Annotated in this window: 13 protein-coding genes; 8 read left to right on the forward strand and 5 right to left on the reverse strand. The window is 70.0% G+C overall.

Going from position 1 to position 18,911, the window contains the following annotated elements; all coding sequences use genetic code 11:
• Window positions 1-5: 5 nt before the first annotated feature.
• From H536_RS0109340 to H536_RS0109360, 5 genes are all read left to right on the forward strand, one after another.
• Window positions 6-2,033: an alpha/beta hydrolase domain-containing protein gene (locus tag H536_RS0109340; protein WP_024350223.1), complete on the forward strand. Its 2,028-nt coding sequence runs from the start codon at window positions 6-8 to the stop codon at window positions 2,031-2,033.
• Window positions 2,034-2,062: 29 nt separating this feature from the next.
• Entirely contained in the window at window positions 2,063-3,682 is a 1,620-nt protein-coding gene (gene ggt, locus H536_RS0109345; protein WP_024350224.1) for a gamma-glutamyltransferase, read from the forward strand.
• Between the two features lie 143 nt (window positions 3,683-3,825).
• On the forward strand, window positions 3,826-4,008 hold the full coding sequence (locus H536_RS0109350) for a hypothetical protein (RefSeq protein ID WP_024350225.1): 183 nt from the start codon (window positions 3,826-3,828) through the stop codon (window positions 4,006-4,008).
• 114 nt (window positions 4,009-4,122) lie between these two features.
• A complete protein-coding gene (locus H536_RS0109355) occupies window positions 4,123-4,947 on the forward strand; it encodes an SDR family NAD(P)-dependent oxidoreductase (protein WP_024350226.1) in 825 nt (274 codons plus the stop codon).
• Between the two features lie 10 nt (window positions 4,948-4,957).
• Window positions 4,958-6,124, forward strand: coding sequence for an amidohydrolase (locus tag H536_RS0109360; RefSeq protein WP_029702973.1), 1,167 nt, complete (start codon window positions 4,958-4,960; stop codon window positions 6,122-6,124).
• A gap of 43 nt (window positions 6,125-6,167) precedes the next feature.
• Here the strand turns inward: H536_RS0109360 and H536_RS0109365 are convergent, their stop codons facing one another.
• Together H536_RS0109365 and putA are read right to left on the reverse strand one after the other, a co-directional pair.
• Window positions 6,168-7,493, reverse strand: coding sequence for an amidase (locus H536_RS0109365; protein ID WP_024350228.1), 1,326 nt, complete (start codon window positions 7,491-7,493; stop codon window positions 6,168-6,170).
• A 131-nt stretch (window positions 7,494-7,624) separates the two neighbouring features.
• On the reverse strand, window positions 7,625-11,287 hold the full coding sequence (gene putA / locus H536_RS0109370) for a bifunctional proline dehydrogenase/L-glutamate gamma-semialdehyde dehydrogenase PutA (RefSeq protein ID WP_024350229.1): 3,663 nt from the start codon (window positions 11,285-11,287) through the stop codon (window positions 7,625-7,627).
• Between the two features lie 352 nt (window positions 11,288-11,639).
• Between putA and H536_RS0109375 the strand changes: the two genes are divergently transcribed.
• Window positions 11,640-12,758 (forward strand): molybdopterin-binding protein, encoded by a 1,119-nt coding sequence (locus H536_RS0109375; protein WP_024350230.1) that lies wholly within the window; start codon window positions 11,640-11,642, stop codon window positions 12,756-12,758.
• On the forward strand, window positions 12,755-14,716 hold the full coding sequence (locus H536_RS0109380; protein ID WP_024350231.1) for a molybdopterin biosynthesis protein: 1,962 nt from the start codon (window positions 12,755-12,757) through the stop codon (window positions 14,714-14,716). The genes H536_RS0109375 and H536_RS0109380 overlap by 4 nt, the downstream gene beginning before the upstream one ends.
• 3 nt (window positions 14,717-14,719) lie before the next feature.
• On the opposite strand, the gene mobA is transcribed toward H536_RS0109380, so the two are convergent.
• Both mobA and H536_RS0109390 read right to left on the reverse strand, forming a co-directional pair.
• Entirely contained in the window at window positions 14,720-15,349 is a 630-nt protein-coding gene (gene mobA / locus H536_RS0109385; RefSeq protein ID WP_024350232.1) for a molybdenum cofactor guanylyltransferase MobA, read from the reverse strand.
• Entirely contained in the window at window positions 15,339-16,232 is an 894-nt protein-coding gene (locus H536_RS0109390) for a formate dehydrogenase accessory sulfurtransferase FdhD (RefSeq protein ID WP_024350233.1), read from the reverse strand. The genes mobA and H536_RS0109390 overlap by 11 nt, the downstream gene beginning before the upstream one ends.
• A gap of 157 nt (window positions 16,233-16,389) precedes the next feature.
• Here H536_RS0109390 and H536_RS0109395 point away from each other — a divergent pair, with 157 nt between their 5' ends.
• On the forward strand, window positions 16,390-17,646 hold the full coding sequence (locus H536_RS0109395; protein WP_024350234.1) for a molybdopterin molybdotransferase MoeA: 1,257 nt from the start codon (window positions 16,390-16,392) through the stop codon (window positions 17,644-17,646).
• Between the two features lie 73 nt (window positions 17,647-17,719).
• On the opposite strand, the gene H536_RS0109400 is transcribed toward H536_RS0109395, so the two are convergent.
• Entirely contained in the window at window positions 17,720-18,880 is a 1,161-nt protein-coding gene (locus H536_RS0109400) for an Mrp/NBP35 family ATP-binding protein (protein WP_024350235.1), read from the reverse strand.
• Between the last annotated feature and the right edge of the window lie 31 nt (window positions 18,881-18,911).

Here is an 18,911-nt window from a genome sequence, read left to right on the forward strand (position 1 = left end):
CGCATATGGATTCCGAGATCGATTACCGGCTGGACGAGCGCTGCCTGTTCGCCGAGGGCGAGAGCTTCGGCGCCGCAGGTCCCTACGAGCGGCTGTCCGGCCGGGTGATCTTCCGGGTCGATCCCGCGGCCGAGGCCCAGCGCGTCGTGACAGATATCGGCCTTGCCCCCGTCGATGCCGAGGGCCGCGTCGTCTTCGCGGCCGATTTCTGCATCCTCAAGCCGGTCGATCTGTCGCGCGGCAATCGTCGGCTGTTCTTCGACTACGGCAATCGCGGCAACAAGCGCGCGCTGCAGTTCTTCAATGACGCGCCGTCCACCAACGACCCGCGCAGCCGCGCCGATGCCGGCAACGGCTTCCTGATGCGGCGCGGCTATTCGGTCGGCTGGCTCGCCTGGCAAGGCGATTTGTTGCCGGGCAATGGCCGCATGCTGCTCGACGCACCGGTGGCGAGCGAGAACGGCCGTTCGATCACCGGCCGGACCCGCTCGGAATTCATCGCGGTGGAGCCCGGCACGCGGGTATTCCCGCTGAGTTCGCTGGTCTCGACGCGCAGCTATCCCACCGTCTCGCTCGACACCCGCACCGCGCGGCTGACCCGCCGGCGCTACGCCCACAGCGTGCGCGAGGAGATCCCGGCCGATGCCTGGGCGTTTGCCCGCACCGAGCGCGGTGGTGGTGTCGACAATCAGGGCATGGAGGAGGCGATCATCGCCTCCGACAGCCATGTCTTCCTGCCGGATGGCTTCGAGACCGGCTGGATCTACGAGATCGTCTACGAGGCCCGCGACCCGCTGGTTCTCGGCGTCGGCCATGTTGCCGTGCGGGACTTCGTCAGCTTCCTGAAGCACGGGGAGACGACCGCCAGCGGGCAGGCCAATCCGCTGCGCGACAACGGTGTCGGCGTCGAGAAGGCCTATGCCTGGGGCCGCTCCCAGACCGGGCGCTGCATCCGCGACTTCCTGTATCTCGGCTTCAATGCCGACGCGAGGAACCGCAAGGTCTTCGACGGCGTGATGCCGCACGTCGCCGGTGCCGGCAAGATGTGGATGAACCACCGCTTCGCCAATCTGGTGCTGCTGCCGGGCCAGGAACACGAGAACCATTTCTCGCCGGCCGATCGCTTTCCCTTCTCCTATGCGATGTCCACCGATCACTATTCGGGCTGCGAGGACGCCATCCTCAAGCGGCCGGACACCGATCCGCTGGTCATCCATACGGATACCGCCTGCGAATACTGGCACCGCCGGGCCTCGCTGGTGCACACCGACACCAAGGGCCGCGACCTGGCCCAGCCCGACAATGTCCGGGTGTATCTGTGGGCAAGCTCCCAGCACTACGCCTCGCCGCTCGTTACCGCGCCCGCCAAGGGGCTGGCGCAGGAATGCTTTAACGTCGTCGCCACCTCGATGCTGTTTCGCGCCGGGCTCGACAATCTCGACGCATGGGCAAGCGAGGGCACGCCGCCCCCGGCAAGCCGCATTCCGGCGCGCGCCGACGGCACGCTGGTCGCCGAGGACATGTGGCGGGCGGCGTTCCCGCATATCCCCGGCGTCGCCCTGCCGCGTGGCCCGAGCAAGCTGGAGCGGCTCGACTTCGGTCCCGACATCGATGCCGGGATGATCGCCAACGAGCCGCCGGAGATCCTGGCCGGCGAGTGCTACCCGGTGCAGGTGCCGGCCGTCGACGGCGACGGCAACGATCTCGCCGGCATCCGCGCGCCGATGGTCCAGGCGCCGCTCGGCACCTATACCGGCTGGAGCGTGCGCCGCCGCGACGTCGGCCATGGTGCCATGGTCGGCATCACCGGCAGCTACATTCCGTTTCCCGACAGCGAGGACGAACGCGGCCAGACCGGCGACCCCCGGCGCTCGGTCCTCGCCCGCTACGGCACCGCCGACGGCTATGTGGCGGCGATCCGCCAGGCCGCGGAGGCGCTGGTCGCCGACGGGCTGATGCTGCGCGAGGACGTCTCCCGCGCGGTCGCCGATGCCGGCGAATGGGGCCGGCCGCGCCACCTCGTGCGTCTCTGACCTTTCCGATCCCCGACAGGAGCGACAGCATGCAGTCTCAGGCGATGGTCGTCTGTCCGCAGCCCGAAGCGGCCGAATCCGGCATCGAGATGCTGGAGAAGGGCGGCAATGCCGTCGACGCGGCGATCGCCTGCGCGCTGGCCCAGACGGTCGTCGATCCGCTGATGTGCGGCATCGCCGGCTTCGGCAGTCTCGGCCTCTACATGCCGGGGAAGGGGCTGCACGAATATCTCGACTTCCATGCCCCGGCGCCGAAGGCTGCCCGCCCGGACATGTGGGAAGACCGCGTCGAGGGCGAGACGCGCGACGGCTTCGGCTTCGTCCTGAAGGACCGGGTCAACGATCTCGGCTATGGCGCGATCTGCGTTCCGGCGGCCCTGCGCGCCTATGAGGAGGTGCACCGGGCCCATGGCCGCCTGTCTTGGGAAACCATCCTGCAGCCGGCGATCGAGTGGGCTGAGAACGGCTATTTCGTGCGCCCGGCCATGTACACCTTCTTCATGGAGGGCTCCAAGATGGGCCGCGCGGCGACGGCCGAGCGCCTCGCCTTCAGCGCCACCGGGCGCGCGCTCTACTGCCGCCCCGACGGCACGCCGCTGACGGTCGGCGAGCCGATCCGCAATCCCGACTACGCCGCGACCCTGCGGCGGATCGCCGAACACGGCGCCGAGGATTTCTATACCGGCGAGATCGGCGCCCGCATCGCCGCCGACATGGCCGCCAACGGCGCGCTGCTGTCGGGCGACGATCTCAGCGACTATGCCCCGCAGCGCAACGCACCGCTGACCGCCAGCTATCGCGGCCGCCGCATCACCACCAATCAGCCGCCGGGCGGCGGCGTGATGCTGGTCGAGATGTTGAACATCCTGGAGAATTTCGACCTCGCCGGGCTCGGGCACAACTCGCCGGACTACATCCGCACCGTCTGCGAGGCGATGAAGCGCGCCACCATCGACAAGGACCGCCATGTCGGCGATCCGCGCTTCCTCGACGTGCCGCTGGCGCATCTGACCGACAAGGCCTATGCGCGCGAACTGGCGGGCGAGATCCGCGCCGGCGTGCGCGCAGAGGTGCCGCGGCTTCAGGCGCCGAACGCGGTGCCGGTCAATACGACCCATCTGTCGGTGGTCGACGGCGACGGCAATTGCGTCTCCATGACCCATTCGCTGGGCATGCCCTCGGGCGTCATCACCGACGGGCTGGGCTTCCTCTACAATGGCTGCATGGGCGTCTTCGACCCGCGCCCCGGCCGCGCCGGCAGCATCGCACCCGGCAAGTCGCGCTTCAGTGCCATGTGCCCGACCATCGTCTTCGATGGGGACCGGCCCGAACTGGTGCTCGGGGCGCCGGGTGGCACCCAGATCGTCATGGGCGTCCTGCAGGCCATCCTCAACGTCGTCGATTTCGGCATGTCCGTCGGCGAAGCGGTGGCCGCGCCGCGCTTTTCCTCGACCGGCAACCCCATCGACGTCTCCAATCGCATCCGGCGCTCGGTCGCCCGGGAACTGGAGAGCGAGGGCTATGAGGTGATCCGCAATCCCTACGGACATACGATCGGCTGGGTTCATGCCGTGGGAATCCGCCCCGACGGCACGCTGGAGGGCGCCGCCGATCCGGGCCGCGACGGGGTGGCCTACGGCCTTGGCTGAAGCCTTCGCCCGTCAGTGCCGGAACCGGGGCCGGCCGCGGCCGGATGCCGCAGCGGCACACGACATGACCGAACGGAGCATTTCTTCGGAACCGGCCGGCATGTGCCGCGTTGGCACACGAGTAACAAACGAAAGATCGTGACATGCTGGCATCCGAGATCGTGAGCGCTTTGGAGCGCGGCCACATCACCGAAGCAGAAGCGATCGAGCAGTCGCTCGTCGAGAGCATCGACAGTCTCTACGCCAAGGCCGGGCTCGAACACGAGGACGCCGGCTGGGGCTGCGATCGCGTCGAATGGCCCAAGCAGATGGCCCAGGGCCGCTAGGCGGCCTCTCCCCACCCCAACATTCCTGACCGCTGACGCCGCAAACCGCGCGGCGGCGTGCGGGCTTCGGCCGGGCGGCGTCGTCGACCCTCGCCATGGACGCGCCGCAACGGTATGTCTGCCTTGGAAATTCCATCCGGGGAGGGCAGAGCGTTGGAGCATCAGGACAAGGTCGCGTTGATCACGGGCGCGGGACGCGGCATCGGGCTGGCGACCGCCAGGCGGTTCCTGGCCGAAGGCTGGCAGGTCGCACTGCTCGACATCGACGACGAGACGCTCGCGGCTGCGGTCGCGGAGATCGGCCAGCTGGACCGCACGCTCGCCGTGACCTGCGATGTCGCCGATCCCGATGCGGTCGCCGCCGCGCTCGACGCGGTGATCCAGCGCTTCGGCCGGCTCGATTCCCTCGTCAACAATGCCGGCATCGCCGTCTTCAAGCCGATGCTCGAGACGTCCTTCGAGGACTGGCAGCGTTCGCTGGCGGTCAATCTCGGCGGCCCGTTCCTGTGCACCCAGAAGGCCGCGCCGATTATGGCGAATACCGGCGGCGGCAGCGTCGTCAACATCACGTCGATCTCCGGCATGCGCGCCTCGACGTTGCGCGTTGCCTACGGCACCAGCAAGGCCGGTCTCGCCCATCTGACCAAGCAGCAGGCGGTGGAACTGGCGGGGCTCGGCATCCGCGTCAATGCGGTGGCGCCCGGGCCGGTCGACACGGCCATGGCCAAGGCCGTGCACAGCCCCGCCATCCGCGCCGACTACCACGACACGGTCCCGCTCAACCGCTACGGCCTCGAAGAGGAAATCGCCGAGGCGATCTTCTTCCTCTGCAGCGAACGGGCGAGCTACATCACCGGCCAGATCCTCGGCGTCGACGGTGGCTTCGGGGCGACGGGCATCGGCCTGCCGACCCTGCGCGGCAACGCCCGCAACGGCTGAGGGACGGGTGATGGAGAACGCCGCCGAGCGGCTCCTGTCCGCCGCCGATCTCGGCGTGCTGCGCGACCTGCGCCACGCGCTGCACCGGGCGCCGGAGGTTTCCGGCGAGGAAGCCGAGACGGCGCGCCGGGTGGCCGCCTTCCTTGGCGAAACCCAGCCCGACAGGCTGGTGACGAGCCTTGGCGGTCACGGCGTTGCCGCGGTCTATGACAGTGGCGAGCCGGGCCCCACGCTGATGGTGCGTGCCGAGCTGGACGCCCTGCCGATTGAGCAGATGTCGGACCGTGCCTGGCGCTCGACGCGGCCGGGAACCTCGCATCTCTGCGGCCATGACGGCCATATGGCAACGCTGGCCGGCGTCGCGCTGGCGCTCGGCCGGCAACGTCCCGGCCAAGGGCGCGCGGTCCTGCTGTTCCAGCCGGCCGAGGAAGACGGCAGCGGCGCGGCGGCAGTGCTGGCCGACCCGGCCTTCGACGCCATCGCGCCGGACATCGCCATCGCCCTGCACAACATGCCGGGCATCGCCCGCGGCCGGGGGGCGCTGATCGAGGGGCCGGCGAACTGTGCCTCGCGCAGCCTGCAGGTCGCGCTGTCGGGCACCACGGCCCATGCCTCCTCGCCCGATCAGGGGCGCTCGCCGATGACCGCGCTATGCGAGCTCATGCCCGGCCTGACGGCGCTCAGCCGCGGCGGCGACCTCGACGCGGATTTCTCGCTGGTGACGATCACCCATGCGTCGATGGGCGAACGCGAAGCCGGCATCGCGCCGGGGTCGGCCGAGCTCTGGGCGACGCTGCGGACCCTCACCGACGCCCGCATGGGCGAGCTGGTCGCCCGCGCCGAGGCGCTGGTGCGGGACGCCGCAAGCCGGTCCGGCCTCGGCGTCGCGATCCGCTATGACGACATCTTCGCCCATTGCGTCAACGACAGGGAGGCGACCGCCATCCTGCGCCGGGCGCTCGACGAGGAAGGCGTGCCCCACGACACCAGCCTTCTGCCCATGCGCGCCTCGGAGGATTTCGGACGGTTCGGCACGACGGCCCGTTCGGCGATGTTCCTGCTGGGATCGGGCGAAGGCCATCCCGGCCTGCACACGCCGCAATACGACTTCCCGGACGAACTGATCGGGCTCGGCGCGCGCATCTTCCTGCGCGCCATCCGCAACGTTCTCGACTGAAGACGCGGCGACCGGCCGGAACGAACCGATCGCCGCGACGAATTCAGCGGTCGCCGACGATGGCCTCGACCTCTTCGGCCACGTCGAGCACATGCCAGTCGCGGCCGCCGGGTGCGAAGATCATCAGGCCGGTCGGCAACTCGCCGGAGCGGTGCATCGACACCGTCGCGGCACAGCCGTCGAGGAAGTTGATGGTCGACGGATTGCGCAGGACCAGCGCGTTGAGCCGGTCGAAATCGTCCTCGACCTCCTCGATCAGCGGCGGCACGATGGGAACGGTCGGCGCGATGATCGCGTCGAAGCCGTCGGCGAGATCGGCAAAGGCGACGATCGCCTCGGCGCGGGTCTGCCGGGCCGCTGCAGCCTCGCCGGAGCCGAAGCTCTCGGCGGCCCGGATGCGCTTGAGAACGCGGGGATCGCCGGCCGTCTCCAGCGCGTCGAGATAGCCGCGATGGATGGCGTGGGCTTCGCTGGCGACGAGGATGCGGTTCACCGCGCCCGCCTGGGCGATCTCGGCCAGCTCCACATCGACCAGTTCGATGCCTTCGTCGCGCAGCGCCTTGAGCGCGGCCTCGAAATCGGCCTTGACCTGCTTGTCCATGTTGTCGGTCAGGAGCGTGCGCATCACGCCGAGCCGCAGCGGCTTGTCGCCTGTGGACGGTGCCGGCCGATCTTCGCCGGACAACACCGCGTGGACCGCCGCGCAGGTGGCGATGTCAAGCGCCAGCGGCCCGACGCTGTCATAGGTGCCAGACAGCGGCGAGGCGCCGTCGAGCGGGACGGCCGCCTGGGTCGGCTTGAAGCCGGCCAGCGCATTGAAGGCGGCGGGGATGCGCACCGAACCGCCGGTGTCGGAACCCAGCGCGAAATCGGCAATGCCGAAGGCAACCGCGATCGCGCCGCCCGAGGTCGAGCCGCCGGGAATGCGCTCGGCATCGTGGCTGTTGCCCGGCGTGCCGTAATGCGGGTTCAGCCCGACGCCGGAATAGGCGAATTCCGACATGTTGGTGCGGCCGCAGCCGATGGCGCCGGCCGCCCGCAGCCGCGCCACGGCGACGGCATCGCGCGTTGCCGGGGTGTTGCCGGCGAAGTGGACGGAGCCGGCGGTCGTGACCTCGCCTTCCTCGTCGAAGAGATCCTTGATCGCCACGAGAAGGCCGGCCAGCGGCCCGGCGAGGCGCGCCGGGTCCCGGTCCAGCGCCTCGGCCTCGGCGACGACGCGCCCGGCATCGAAGCGGGTGAAGATCCGGCCGGCGACATCCTCGTCGAGATCGAGAACCCGGCCGATGGCCTGGGACGCGCGATCGGCGGCACGGAAGGTCAGGCGCCCGGAGGCGCGGCGCAGGGGCGAAAACTGGTTCACGGGCATTTCCTCGTCTGACGGCCGAAGGCCGTTCCATGGCACCGGAGACTGCCTGTCGCCGACAGGGGGGGGCGGGGCGTTCCGGCAGATAGGGCGGCGGGCGACGGGGTGTCGCCGCGCCGGTTGCGTCGAAAGACCTATTCGGCCGCGGCGAGCAGGCTGGCATTGCCGCCGGCCGCCGTCGTGTCGATGCACAGATGCCGTTCGACGACATAGCGGCTCGGCCCAATGATCGCGGTCTCCAGCGGAATGATCGCGCCCTTGCGGGCGGCCAGCGCGTTGCGCAGCGCGCGGGTCCAGTCCGACCGGCCCGCGGCGGCGACCACGTCGATGCCGTCGCGATGTTCGATGTCTCCCGGTGCCAGCGTTCCGTCGAACACGGCGAGGGGCGCACCCGCGGCGATCACCGGCCCGGCGAGTGCCGCGGCGCCGGGCGCCACGATGATGGCCGCACAGCCGGCGGACAGCGCCTGGACGGCCTGCGCCAGGCCGATCTCCGCCGTCGGGCCGAGACAGAGGACGGTGCCCCTCGGATAGAGGCTCAGCCGGTTGCTCTCGCCCGTCGGGCCCGGCAGGGTGAAGGGACCCGGATCGAAGGCGCCGACCGCCGAACAGGCGCGTCGGATGATGCCGCCCTTGCCGGACAGCGCGCGGCGCAGCACCGACACGCGGTCGCCGCGGGCCGCCCAGTTGCGGGCGTCGAGCCCGGCGATGGCCTCGGCGATCTTCGCGGCGGGAATCTCCGGTGCTGCGGGTGCGGGCAGGTCCTCGGCGGGCTCGGTGCGGCGGAAGCGGGCGACGTAGAACGGCCCGCCGGCTTTCGGCCCGGTGCCCGACAGGCCTTCACCGCCGAAGGGCTGCGAGCCGACGATGGCGCCGATCTGGTTGCGGTTCACATAGGTGTTGCCGACTTGGATGCGCTCGACGATCTGCTGCACCCGGTCGTCGATTCGGGTGTGCAGGCCGAAGGTCAGGCCGTAGCCGCGCGCATTGATGGCGTCGACGACGTTGTCGATCTCGCGGGCCTTGAAGGTCGCCACATGCAGCACCGGCCCGAACACCTCGCGTTTCAGGTCGTCTATGCCGCCGACGCTGACCACCGAGGGCGCGGCATAGAGGCCGTCCTGCGGTACCGGCAGGGTCTTCAGCACCTGGCCGGCGGCTTTGCGGCTTGCGACATAGCCGGTGATGTCGTCGCGGGCGTCGGCATCGATGACGGGCGAGACGTCGGTGTCGATCCGCCACGGATCGCCCACGACGAGGGCGTCCATCGCCCCCTCCAGCATGTGCAGCAGCCGGTCGCGCGCGTCCTCCTGCACATAGAGCATGCGCAGCGCCGAGCAGCGCTGGCCGGCGCTCTGGAAGGAGGCGATCAGGATGTCGCGCACCGCCTGTTCGGTCAGCGCGGTGGAATCGACGATCATGGCGTTCAGTCCACCGGTCTCGGCGATCAGCACCGCATCGGGGCCGGCATTGGCGGCCAGTGCCTTGTGGATGATCTGCGCCACTTCGGTGGAGCCGGTGAAGCAGACGCCGGCGATCCGCTTGTCGGAGGTCAGCGGGCCGCCGACATTCGGACCGTCGCCGGGCAGCAATTGCAGCGCTGCGGCGGGAAGGCCGGCCTCGCGCATCAGCTCGACCGCGCGGGTGGCGATCAGCGGCGTCTGCTCGGCCGGCTTGGCGAGGACCGCGTTGCCGGCGGCCAGCGCCGCGGCGATCTGGCCGGTGAAGATCGCCAGCGGGAAGTTCCACGGGCTGATGCAGACGAAGATGCCGCGCGGCGTGCCGGGCTCCTCGATCTCCAGCCGCTCGGCCTCGTCGGCATAGTAGCGCAGGAAATCGACCGCCTCGCGGATCTCGGCGATGCCGTCGGACAGCGTCTTGCCGGCCTCGCGGGTGGCGATCACGGTCAGCTCGGCGATGTTGGCTTCGTAGAGATCGGCGATGGCGCGCAGGATCGCCGCGCGCTCGGCCACGGGAACGGCCGACCAGGCGGCAAAGCCCGCCTCGGCGGCGGCGAGCGCCCGGTGGACGTCCTCGGCGCTCGCCTCATGCACCGTGCCGACAATACGGCCCGGATCGGCCGGCGAAGTGGCCGTGCGCCCTTCGCCGGAGACCGGGAGATCGTCGGCCAGCATCGGCCGGGCGGTCCAGACCGCGTCGGCAAAGGCCTGCCGGGCCTCGATCAGCGGGGTGATCGAGGCGGGCTCGTTGACCCGGAAGCCCTTCGAGTTCCTCCGTTCGGGCGCGAAGAGTTCGGCGGGTGTGCGGATGGTCGGGTTGGCGATGGCCTCGCCCAGCGCCTCGACCTCGGACAGCGGGTCGCGGGCGATGTCTTCCGGCGCGATGGCCTCGTTGACGATCTGGTTGACGAAGGAGCTGTTGGCGCCGTTCTCCAGGAGCCGGCGCACCAGATAGGCGAGGAGATCGCGATGTGCCCCGACCGGCGCATAGATGCGGCAGCGCGTGTCGTTCTGGCGGTGGACGATGTCGTGCAGCGATTCGCCCATGCCGTGCAGGCGCTGGAATTCGAAGCTGTCGCGATCATTGCCGGCCATCTTCAGGATGGCGGCGCAGGTGTGGGCGTTGTGGGTGGCGAATTGCGGGTAGATGCGGTCGCGCCGGTCGAGCAGCATCTGGGCGCAGGCCATGTAGCTGAGATCGGTGTTCACCTTGCGGGTGAAGACCGGGAAGGTGTGCGTGCCCATCTCCTGGGCGAGCTTGATCTCAGTGTCCCAGTAGGCGCCCTTGACCAGCCGCACCATGATCCGCCGGTCGAGCCGGCGCGCCAGCGTGTCGAGATATTCGATGACCGGCACGGCGCGACGGCCATAGGCCTGGACGACGACGCCGAAGCCATCCCAGCCCCTCAGGCTCTCATCCGACAGCACCGCCTCGATGATGTCGAGCGACAGGTCCAGCCGGTCCTGCTCCTCCGCGTCGATGTTGAAGCCGATATTGGCCTTCGCCGCCTGCCGGGCGAGTTCCAGCGCTCGCGGCACCAGCGTCGCCATCACCGTGTCGCGATGGGTGGTCTCGTAGCGCGGATGCAGCGCCGACAGCTTGACCGAGATGCCGGGATTGGAGCGCACGTCGCCCTTGGCGGCCTTCGCGATGGAGGCGATCGCGTCGGAATAGGATTTGAGGTAGCGCAGCGCATCGGCCTCGGTCCGGGCCGCCTCGCCGAGCATGTCGTAGGAATAGGTATAGCCCTGGCGCTCGCGCTCGCGGGCATTGCGCATGCCTTCCTCGATGGTCTGGCCGAGCACGAACTGCCGTCCCAGAAGCCGCATGGACTGGGCGACAGCGCGGCGCACGACCGGCTCGCCGACCCGTCGCACGAGACCGCGCAGGGCCGCGGCGGGGCGGCTCGGATCGTCGTCGAGGATCCGCCCGGTCAGCATCAGGGCCCAGGTCGAGGCATTGACCAGCGAGGAGGACGAGTGGCCGAGATGCGCGCCCCAGTCGGAGGGCTCGATCTTGTCCTGGATCAGTTCGTCGACGGTCTCGGCATCGGGCACGCGCAGGAGCGCCTCGGCGAGACACATCAGCCCGACGCCTTCCTCGGTGGACAGGCCGTATTCGGCGAGGAAGCTCTCCATCATGCTGGGCGATGTCTCGCGGCGCACCCGCCGGACGATGTCGGCGCCGGCGGCGCTGATGGCTGCGCGGTCGGCCTCGCTCAGGCTGATCCGGGCGGCCAGATCCTTCACCACGATGGCCTCGTCCTCGCCGTAGCGCTGCCGCACGGCCTGACGGTCACCGGTGCCACGAAGGGCGGCGGTCGTTTCTGGAGTCATGCGTCACCTGGCTTGGCTGACAGACGCGCGCGCAACGAATGCTGGGCAGCGGCGTGAATGGGTTTTGGACGAGACTGCACGACCGCCATAGCGGAAACAAGGGAGGGGCGCACCGCCTGTTGTGCAGTGCGAGATGCAAGGCCTCTATTGGTTCACGGGTTTGCCCGACCCGGCAAAGACGGTAATCTCGTCGCAGGCGGCTGCCGCCGCGACATGACAACGACGTGCCATATCCGATGATCTCCCTCCACACCCCGACGCCGGCGCGCGCCTGCGCTCGCTTGTCTGACGGCCAGCCGACAGGCCGTCGCGATCCGGCAGGCCTGCGCGCAGCCTCCTGCGGTCACGGCGCATGACGGTTCATGGACCGGGCGGATCGCTGGCCGATGTCGAGACCGTCACGGCATGGCTGCTGGATGGCGTGGAGGCCGTTGCCCCCCTCGACACGGCGCTGGCCGATGCTTGCGGCCTGATCGCGGCCAACGCGGTGTCGGCTGCGCACGCCGTGCCGGACCGCGACGAGGCCGCGCTGGATGGCTGGGCGCTGGCCTCCGCCGATCTCGTCGGGGCGTCGTCCTATGCGCCGGCGATGCTGGCCGTGCCGCCGAGCCGGATTGCAGTCGGCGCGCCGATGCCGGAGGGCTGCGACTGCGTCGTGGACGCCGAATGGGTCGAGGCGGACGGCCCCTTCACGCAGGTGACCTGCGAAGCCATTCCCGGCGAGGGTGTGCGGCGGGCCGGCGACGATATCGCCGCGGGTGCCGGCCTGTTGCAGCCGGGGCAGCGCATTTCGGCGTTCGATATCGCCTGCGCGCGGGCCCTCGGCCTTGCGACCCTGCCCGTCCGTCGGCCGCGCCTGCGGCTCGTTGATCTCTCCTGCGAGGGCATCGGATTGACCGCCGATCTGATCGCCGCACGGGCGGTAGCGGCCGGAGCCGAGACAATACGGATAACGAGCGAGCGCGACGCGGCCTCCATCGCCGCCGCCATGACGGGAGCGGCGGATCTGGTGGTCGTTATCGGCGGTACCGGCGCCGGGCCCGACGACGCAACGCCTGCGGCGCTTGCCCGCGCAGGCGCGCTTCACGCCCACGGGCTCGCGCTTCGCCCCGGCCGGACCGCAGCCGTTGGTCGGATCGGCCCGGTGCCGGTCGTGGCGCTGCCGGGACAGCCGGATCAGGCCATGGCCGTGTGGCTTGCGCTCGGGGAGACGCTGCTGGCGCGCCTTGCCGGTGCCCGTCCGCGGCCGATGGTTGCGCGCCGGCTGACCCACAAGATATCCTCGGCCATCGGCATGATGGAACTCGCTCTCCTGAAACGCTCGGACGATGACTGGACGCCGCTCGCCTGCGGCGCCCTGCCGCTCGCCGAGATGGCCGCCGCCGATGCCTGGTGCCTTGTGCCGGCCTCCAGCGAAGGCCATGCCGCCGGCACCATGCTGTCCGGCTCACTCCTCAACGAGGCGCCATGACCACCGATCCCCGCGACGCGCCTACCGAGACGGCAACGACGGGCCTCGACCAGCAGCAATTCCTGTCGATCCTGTCGCGGGAAGAGGCGTTGCAGCGCTTCGAGGCGGCGCTGTTTCCGCGGCCGCTGCCGCGCGAGACCGTCGCGCTCGCGGACGCGCTGGGGCGCGTCTCGGCGATCGACATCCTGTCGCCCATCGACGTGCCGCCCTTCGACCGCGCGAATGTCGACGGCTTTGCCCTGCGTGCCGCGGATGTCGCGGCGAGCGGGCAGGGCCGGCCGGTGCGGCTGTCCCTGAATGCCGAAACGCTGGCCTGCGGCGTCGCGCCGACCCTGCCGGTCGCACCGGGGACGGCGACGCCGATCGCCACCGGCGGCGTGGTGCCGCGCGGCGCCGACGCGGTCGTGATGGTCGAGCATACCGAACCGGCCGGCGACGGCGGTGTGGAGATCAGGCGTCCGGCGGCGCCGGGCCAGTTCGTCTCCCATGCCGGTTCGGACATGGCCGCCGGCGAATTGCTGCTGCGCGCCGGCACCGTCATGGGCTCGCGCGAGATCGGCATGCTGGCCGCCTGCGGCATCGCCGAAATCCCGGTGACACGCCGGGTCCGCGTCGCGGTGCTGTCGACCGGCGACGAACTGGTGCAGCCGGGCGAACCGCTCAAGCCGGCCTCGGTCTACGACACCAATGGTGCGATCGTCGCGGCGGCGATCAGCGAGAATGGCGGCGACGTGGCGCGTCTTGGCGCCTTTCCCGACGACGAGGCGGGGCTCGAGGCCGTGCTGCGGGCAGCGCTGGCGGACAGTGACATGGTGGTCCTGTCGGGCGGCACCTCCAAGGGGGCCGGCGATGTCAGCCACCGCATCATCGACCGCCTCGGCGCGCCGGGCATCGTCGCCCACGGCGTGGCGCTGAAGCCGGGCAAGCCCTTGTGCCTCGCCGTCTGCGACGGCAAGCCGGTGGTCATCCTGCCGGGTTTTCCGACCTCCGCGATGTTCACCTTCCACGACATGGTCGCGCCGGTCCTGCGCCGCATGGGCGGCCTGCCGCCGCGGACGGAGACGCAGGTGACGGCGCGCGTCCCGCTGCGCATAGCCTCCGAACTCGGCCGCACCGAATTCGCCATGGTCTCGCTGGTCCAGGGCGAGGGCGAGCTGATCGCCTATCCGACCGGCAAGGGCTCGGGTGCGATCACCTCCTTCACCCAGGCCGCTGGCTTCCTGCGCATCGAGGCGCTGGCCGATCATCTGCCGGCCGGGACCGAGGCGTCCGTCACCCTGTTCACGCCGTCGCTGCGCATTCCCGATCTCGTCATCATCGGCAGCCATTGCACCGGGCTCGACCGGGTGCTGGCGCCGCTGGCAGACGAGGGGCGGGCCGTGCGCACGCTCGCCGTCGGCAGTCTGGGCGGGCTCGCGGCGGCCAAGCGCGGCGAATGCGATCTGGCGCCGATCCATCTCTTCGACCCGCGCAGCGACAGCTACAATGAGCCCTTCCTGACCGAGGGGCTGGAGCTCGTGCCCGGCTGGCGGCGCATGCAGGGCATCGTCTTCCGGGAGAGCGATCCGCGCTTTGCCGGCCGCTCGGCGGACGACGCGGTTGCGGCGGCGCTGGCTGATCCGGACTGCCTGATGGTCAACCGCAACCAGGGCGCCGGCACGCGCATCCTGATCGACCGGCTGCTGGGCACGGCACGGCCGGACGGCTACTGGAACCAGCCGAAATCCCACAATGCGGTCGCTGCGGCCGTCGTGCAGGGCCGGGCGGACTGGGGCGTAACCATTGCGCCTGTGGCGAAGGCGGCCGGTCTCGGCTTCCTGCCGTTGGCCGAGGAAGCCTACGATTTCGCGCTGGTGACGGCGCGGCGGGACCGGCCCGCGGTGCAGGCGTTTCTCGCCGCGCTCGCCTCGCCGGCGGCGCGGGACGCGCTGGAGGAAGCCGGCTTCCGGCCGGCCTGACCCTCAGTCGGCGGTCTGCCGCGCCAACGCCTCGGCGTCGGCGAGATCCTCGACCGTATTGGCATTGAAGAACGGATCGACCGGTTCGGCCGGCCAAGAGACGGTCGCCAGCCTGTAGCGCGCGGTCCAGCGGTCGATCTTGTGCAGTTCCTCGCCGACCAGCGCCTCGCGAAGGGCGCCGCGCAGGGCGACCTTCCACAGGCCGATGGGCGGATGGGTGCGCTCGCCCGACGCGGCGACGGCAAGGTCGGCGGCTTCGGCATCGCGTGCGGCACCGAGCCGTGCCACCAGATCGCGCGGCAGGAACGGGCAGTCGCCGGCGACGCTGACAACCCACTCCGCGTCCGGCCGGTGTTCCGCCGTCCAGTCGAGCGCCGCGAGAATGCCGGCGAGGGGGCCGGGATGGCCCTCGACATTGTCCGGCACCACCGGCAGGGCGAAGCCGGAAAACCGGTCCGGATCGCCATTGGCGTTGAGGATCACTCCGTCGCATTGCGGCGCGAAGCGTTCGATCACATGGGCGAGGATCGGTCGGCCGGCGATGGTCCGCATCGGCTTGTCGCCGCCGCCCATGCGCCGGGCAAGGCCACCTGCGAGGATCACGCCGACCGGCGCCGCATTGTCAGTTGTCATGGTCTGCGCCCTTGCGTCTGCTGCGCTTCGGTTCGTCGTCCACCGTCGCGAGATCCTGGTCGAAGACGATGCGCTCGGCAGCCGACAGCGCCACGAAGCGCTTGCCCTTGGCCCGGCCGATCAGTGTCAGCCCGACCTGCCGCGCCAGCGCAACGCCCCAGGCGGTGAAGCCCGACCGCGACACCAGGATGGGAATGCCCATCCGCACGGTCTTGATGGTCATTTCCGAGGTCAGGCGGCCGGTCGTGTAGAGGATCTTGTCGGCCGGATCGACCCCGTGGCGGAACATCCAGCCGGCGATCTTGTCGACTGCGTTGTGGCGGCCGACATCCTCCATGTAGCAGAGCGGCCGGCCCTTCACGCAGAGGACGCAGCCATGGATGGCGCCGGCTTCCAGATAGAGCGACGGGGTGGTGTTGATCGTCTTCGCCAGTTCGTAGAGCCACGACGTGTGCAGGCTGGCGGCCGGCAGTTCGATCTCGTCCAGCGCTTCCATCAGGTCGCCGAAGGCCGTGCCCTGCGCGCAGCCCGAGGTCAGGGTCCGCTTCTTCAGCTTCTCCTCGTAATTGGTGCCGCGCTCGGTGCGCACCACCACGACCTCAAGATCGTCGTCATAGTCGACGCCGGTGACGACATCGTCGGGCTTCAGCATGTTCTGGTTGAGGAGATAGCCGAGCGCCAGATATTCCGGATAGTCGTTGATCGTCATCATCGTGACGATCTCCTGGGCGTTGAGATAGAGCGTCAGCGCCCGCTCGACCGGCACCGAGACCGCCACCTGCGCCCCGGTCTGGTCGAGGCCGGTAACGCGCTCGGTCAGGCGCGGATTGCCGGGCTCCGGCATGATGGTCGCAACGGTCGGCCGATCGTCGGTGTCTGACATGGGGGTCCTGTCGATAGGCTGGTGCATGGGCGGCGCATCCGATGGTGTGCGGGCGTCCGGCGTGTCGTGCAAGGGTAGAATGTGATCCGGCGCTCATATAGGGACCGGACCGGTCGCGCGGTCACCGCGGCGGCCGATGCGATGAACGGGTGCGGGGATGGCGCAACTTTCGGACGATTGCTTCGCATTCGGCGGGCCGATGATGACCGTCGACGAGACCGTGTCGCTGATCGCCGCCCGGTTGCAGCCGCTGGCCGGCATCGAGGCCGTGCCGCTGGCCGAGGCCGATGGCCGCATCCTTGCCGCCGATCTCGTCGCGCCGATGCCGCTGCCGCCTTTCGCCAACTCCGCCGTCGACGGCTACGCCATCCGCAGCGCCGATCTGCCGCAGGAGGCTGAGCTCCGCTTCGCCATTGGCGGCCGCGTCCAGGCGGGCTCGCGTTCCGCCGAGGCCGTCCAGCCGGGCGAAGCCGCGCGCATCTTTACCGGCGCGCCGATGCCGGGCGGCGCCGATACCGTCTTCATGCAGGAGGATGTGCGCGTCGAGCCCGACGGGGCGGTGCTGCTGCCTGCCGGCCTGAAGCCGGGGGCCAATATGCGGCCGGCCGGCGAGGATGTGACAACGGGCGCCATTGTGCTGTGCTCGGGGCGCCGGCTGCGGCCGCAGGACATCGCCATGGCTGCGGCGCTGGGGCAGGTGGAGCTGACGGTTCGCCGCCCCGTGCGGGTGGCGATCTTTTCCACAGGCAACGAGATCGTCGCGCCGGGCGCCGAACGCGCCGCGTCGCAGCTCTTCGATTCCAACCGCTTCATGCTGATGGCGATGCTGCGGCGCCTCGGCTGCGCGGTCTCGGACCTCAACATCCTGCCGGACGACCGCGAAGTGATCTCTGCGACCTTGCGCGCGGCGGCAAGGGACCACGATCTGGTCCTGACCTCGGGCGGCGTCTCGACGGGCGAGGCGGATTTCGTCAAGGACGCGGTCGAGGGCACGGGCCGGATGGTGTTCTGGCGTATCGCCATCAAGCCGGGGCGTCCGGTGGCGATGGGGGTGATCGACGGCACGCCGCTGATCGGCCTGCCGGGCAATCCGGTGGCCAGCTTCGTGACCTTTGCCCATGTTGCCCGCCCGGCGATCCTGGCGCTGGCCGGGGCGGAGCCCGAAGCGACGGTGGCAACGCCGGTGCGCGCGGCCTTTGCGTACAGGAAGAAGCTCGGCCGGCGCGAATATGTCCGCGCGAGCCTCCGCCGCGCCGCCGACGGCACGCTGGAGGTGCAGAAGTTCCCGCGCGAGGGGGCGGGCCTCCTGTCCTCGCTGGTCGACACCGACGGCCTGGTCGAACTGGGCGAGGATGTCGTCGCCGTCGCGCCGGGCGAGACGGTCGGTTTCATCCCCTATGCCAGCCTGTTCTGAACCGGCAGGGATTGGGCAATCGGCGGCGGCCCGGAGCGCTGATCACCGGGCTGCCGCTTGCTGAACCGGCCGCCTATTCGAAGACGATCGACGGCGCGCTGACCATCCGGCGTTCCTCGCCGACCCGCTCCCAGGCGGTCCGGGCGATCTCCCGATAGGTCTTCGCGTGCACGCTGTCCGGCTCGGACATGACGATGGGCGTGCCGCCATCCGAGGTCGAGCGGATCTGCATGTCCAGCGGCACTTCGCCGAGGAAGGGCACGCCGATGCGCTCGGCTTCCTTGCGGGCGCCGCCATGGCCGAAGATGTCGTGCCGGCCGCCGCAATCGGGGCAGACGAAATAGCTCATGTTCTCGACGATGCCGAGGATCGGCACGTCCACCTTGCGGAACATGGCGAGGCCCTTGCGGGCGTCGATCAGCGCCAGGTCCTGCGGCGTCGAGACGATGACCGCACCGGCCAGCGGCACGTTCTGCGCCATGGTGAGCTGGGCGTCGCCGGTGCCCGGCGGCATGTCGACGACGAGCACGTCGAGTTCGCCCCATTCGACCTCGCGCAGCATCTGCGTTAGCGCCGAGATGACCATTGGCCCGCGCCAGATCATCGGGGTTTCCTCGTCGACGAGGAAGCCCATCGACATGACCTTCAGGCCGTAGCCTTCCATCGGCCGGATGATCCGGCCCGAGACGTTCTGCGGACGGCCGGAGATGTGCAGGAGCCGCGGCATGGACGGGCCGTAGATGTCGGCGTCCATGATGCCGACCTTCAGGCCGTTCGCCTGCAGGCCGAGGGCGAGATTGACGGAGGTGGTCGACTTGCCGACGCCGCCCTTGCCCGAGGCGACCGCGATGATCGCGCCGATGCCCGGAACGCCGGCCTTCTCGGGCGCTTTGGGAGGCTGCGGTGCGCGTGCAGCCATCGGCGGCGGCACCGAAGCGGCCTGCGCCGGGCTCGGGGCCGGACGGACCGGACGGGCCGAGGATTTGGTCGCTTCAGCGGTCAGCGCGACGGTTGCCTTCTCGACGCCCGGAACGCCGGACGCGGCCTTCTCGGCGGCGGCGCGCAGCGGCTCCAGCTCTTCCGCGCGGTCGGCCGGAATGGTGAGAGAGAAGAACACCTTGCCGTCGGCGACGAAGATGTCGGAGACCAGCCCGAGATCGACGATGTTGCCGGTGAGATCCGGTCCCTTCACCCGCTTGAGCTGCTCCAGGATGTCTGCCTTGTCGATTGCCAAAGGGTCTCTCGCTGCTATGAATTGGGTCCCG

The organism is Aurantimonas coralicida DSM 14790 (genome assembly GCF_000421645.1).
Classification (GTDB): Bacteria; Pseudomonadota; Alphaproteobacteria; order Rhizobiales; family Rhizobiaceae; genus Aurantimonas; species Aurantimonas coralicida.

Coding starts and splice junctions, on each gene's coding strand:
- H536_RS0109365 (WP_024350228.1), bottom strand. CDS start 7,493: ATGCCCGTGAACCAGTTTTCGCCCCTGCGCCGCGCCTCCGGGCGCCTG.
- H536_RS0109390 (WP_024350233.1), bottom strand. CDS start 16,232: ATGTCAGACACCGACGATCGGCCGACCGTTGCGACCATCATGCCGGAG.
- putA (WP_024350229.1), bottom strand. CDS start 11,287: ATGACTCCAGAAACGACCGCCGCCCTTCGTGGCACCGGTGACCGTCAG.
- H536_RS0109340 (WP_024350223.1), top strand. CDS start 6: ATGGATTCCGAGATCGATTACCGGCTGGACGAGCGCTGCCTGTTCGCC.
- H536_RS0109360 (WP_029702973.1), top strand. CDS start 4,958: ATGGAGAACGCCGCCGAGCGGCTCCTGTCCGCCGCCGATCTCGGCGTG.
- H536_RS0109355 (WP_024350226.1), top strand. CDS start 4,123: ATGTCTGCCTTGGAAATTCCATCCGGGGAGGGCAGAGCGTTGGAGCAT.
- ggt (WP_024350224.1), top strand. CDS start 2,063: ATGCAGTCTCAGGCGATGGTCGTCTGTCCGCAGCCCGAAGCGGCCGAA.
- mobA (WP_024350232.1), bottom strand. CDS start 15,349: ATGACAACTGACAATGCGGCGCCGGTCGGCGTGATCCTCGCAGGTGGC.
- H536_RS0109395 (WP_024350234.1), top strand. CDS start 16,390: ATGGCGCAACTTTCGGACGATTGCTTCGCATTCGGCGGGCCGATGATG.
- H536_RS0109380 (WP_024350231.1), top strand. CDS start 12,755: ATGACCACCGATCCCCGCGACGCGCCTACCGAGACGGCAACGACGGGC.
- H536_RS0109375 (WP_024350230.1), top strand. CDS start 11,640: ATGACGGTTCATGGACCGGGCGGATCGCTGGCCGATGTCGAGACCGTC.
- H536_RS0109350 (WP_024350225.1), top strand. CDS start 3,826: ATGCTGGCATCCGAGATCGTGAGCGCTTTGGAGCGCGGCCACATCACC.